At 72.7% G+C, this 2389-nt stretch carries 3 protein-coding genes; all 3 read left to right on the forward strand.

Annotation, left to right across the window (positions count from 1 at the left end):
- The coding region (locus G5C65_RS35535) for a sensor histidine kinase (RefSeq protein ID WP_241266296.1) at positions 1 to 451 on the forward strand (451 nt) is incomplete at its 5' end.
- A gap of 16 nt (positions 452 to 467) precedes the next feature.
- Positions 468 to 1148, forward strand: coding sequence for a response regulator (locus G5C65_RS35540; protein ID WP_165303182.1), 681 nt, complete (start codon positions 468 to 470; stop codon positions 1146 to 1148).
- A 167-nt stretch (positions 1149 to 1315) separates the two neighbouring features.
- Entirely contained in the window at positions 1316 to 2344 is a 1029-nt protein-coding gene (locus G5C65_RS35545; RefSeq protein ID WP_165303183.1) for a 6-phosphofructokinase, read from the forward strand.
- Positions 2345 to 2389 lie beyond the last annotated feature (45 nt).

The raw sequence follows: 2389 nt of genomic DNA on the forward strand, positions 1-2389 counted from the left end.
GGACTCGGGGGGCGCACGAGATTCGGAGGGCTCGGGGGACGCGGCGGACGCCGTATGCGACCTGCGGGGGCTGCTGTCCCCGCACGCCACCGCGCGGATCTCGTACGCCGGGCCCGGCACACCGGTGCTGCTCCCCGGGCGGGTGGCCGGAGAGCTGGCCGCCGCCGTCGGGGCCGCGCTGGACAACGTCCGCCGGCACGCCCGGGGCCCCGGCGGGCAGGAGGCCCGTGCGTGGATCCTGCTGGAGGACGAGCCCGGTGAGGTGGTTGTGACGGTGCGCGACAACGGCCCCGGGATCCCGGCGGGGCGGCTCGCGGACGCGGAGGCGGAGGGCAGGATGGGCGTCGCGCTCTCCATCCGGGGCAGGCTTCGTGAGCTGGGCGGCAGCGCGGAGCTGGTGTCCGTCCCCGGGCAGGGGACGGAAGTGGAGCTGAGGGTGCCGAGGACATGACGGAGGGACGGGCGAGATGGCTGGGACGGGCGGCCCCGTCACGGTGATGGTGGTCGACGACCACCCGATGTGGCGGGACGCGGTCGCGCGGGATCTCGGCGAGGCCGGGTTCGAGGTGGTCGCGACGGCCGGGGACGGGCAGCAGGCGGTGCGCAGGGCCCGCGCGACCGCGCCCGACGTGCTGGTGCTCGACCTCAATCTGCCCGGGTTGCCGGGCGTCGAGGTCTGCCGCGAGCTGGTGGGCTCGGGCACGGGCCCGCGGGTGCTGGTGCTGTCGGCGAGCGGCGAGCACGCGGATGTCCTGGAGGCGGTGAAGTCCGGCGCCACCGGCTATCTGGTGAAGTCGGCGAGCACCCAGGAGCTGCTGGACGCGGTGCGGCGGACGGCGGCCGGGGACCCGGTCTTCACCCCGGGGCTGGCCGGACTGGTGCTGGGCGAGTACCGCAGGCTGGCCGCCGCCCCCGAGCCGGAGCCGACGGCGCGGGAGAAGGCGGCGGTGCCGAAGCTCACCGAGCGGGAGACGGAGGTGCTGCGGCTCGTCGCCAAGGGGCTGAGCTACAAGCAGATCGCCGAGCGCCTGGTCATCTCGCACCGCACGGTCCAGAACCATGTGCAGAACACCCTCGGCAAGCTCCAGTTGCACAACCGGGTGGAGCTGGTGCGGTACGCGATCGAGCGCGGTCTCGACGAGGAGTGAGCCGGCGAGCGGGGCACGCCTGTCCTTCGTACGAGTGACTGCCGGGACCGTAACTCCCTTTTCTCCCAAGGATTTCCGCTTCGCGCGGCATCCCCTGTGACGTGGATCACGGCTAGCGTGGCTGATGTTGCGTCCACAGTTGCCATCCCGCGGAGAAGGGAGATCCCATGCGGGTCGGAGTGCTGACCGGAGGCGGTGACTGCCCCGGGCTGAACGCGGTCATGCGGGCCGTCGTCCGTAAGGGAGTCCAGGGGTACGGGTACGACTTCGTCGGGTTCCGGGACGGCTGGCGCGGGGCCCTGGAGGGGGACACCGTCCAGCTCGACATCCCGGCGGTGCGCGGGATGCTGCCCCGGGGCGGCACCCTGCTGGGGTCCTCGCGCACCAACCCCTTCAAGGAGCAGAACGGCGTCCACCGGATCTCGGAGACCCTGGCGAAGCACGAGGTCGACGCGCTGGTCGCGATCGGCGGCGAGGACACCCTGGGAGTGGCCGCGCGGCTGACCGACGAGCACGGCGTCAAGTGCGTCGGCGTGCCCAAGACGATCGACAACGACCTGTCCGCCACCGACTACACCTTCGGCTTCAACACCGCGGTCACCGTCGCCACCGAGGCCATCGACCGGCTGCACACCACCGCCGAGTCCCATATGCGGGTGCTCGTGGTGGAGGTGATGGGCCGGCACGCCGGCTGGATCGCCCTGCACTCCGGCTTGGCGGGCGGGGCCAACTGCATCCTCATCCCCGAGCAGCGCTTCGACCTCGACCAGGTGTGCGCCTGGGTCACCTCCCGCTTCAAGGCCAGCTACGCGCCGATCGTGGTCGTCGCGGAGGGTGCGATGCCGAAGGGGGGCGACATGGTCCTCAAGGACGGGTCGCTGGACTCCTTCGGCCATGTGCGGCTCTCCGGGGTCGGGGAGTGGCTGGCCAAGCAGATCGAGGAGCACACGGGCAAGGAGGCCCGCACCACGGTGCTGGGGCACACCCAGCGCGGGGGCACCCCGAGCGCGTTCGACCGCTGGCTGGCCACCCGGTTCGGGCTGCACGCGATCGACGCCGTGCGGGACGGCGAGTGGGGGGTGATGGTGGCGCTCCGGGGCACGGACATCGTCCGGGTGCCGCTCGCCGAGGCGACGCGGAAGCTGAAGACCGTGGACCCGGCGCTGTACGAAGAGGCCGGAGTCTTCTTCGGCTGAGCCGGCGGCTGCAGCCGGACAGGGGGCTGCCCCTGTCCGGCGGGG

The sequence above is a fragment of the Streptomyces boncukensis genome, from assembly GCF_011045075.1.
Classification (GTDB): Bacteria; Actinomycetota; Actinomycetes; order Streptomycetales; family Streptomycetaceae; genus Streptomyces; species Streptomyces boncukensis.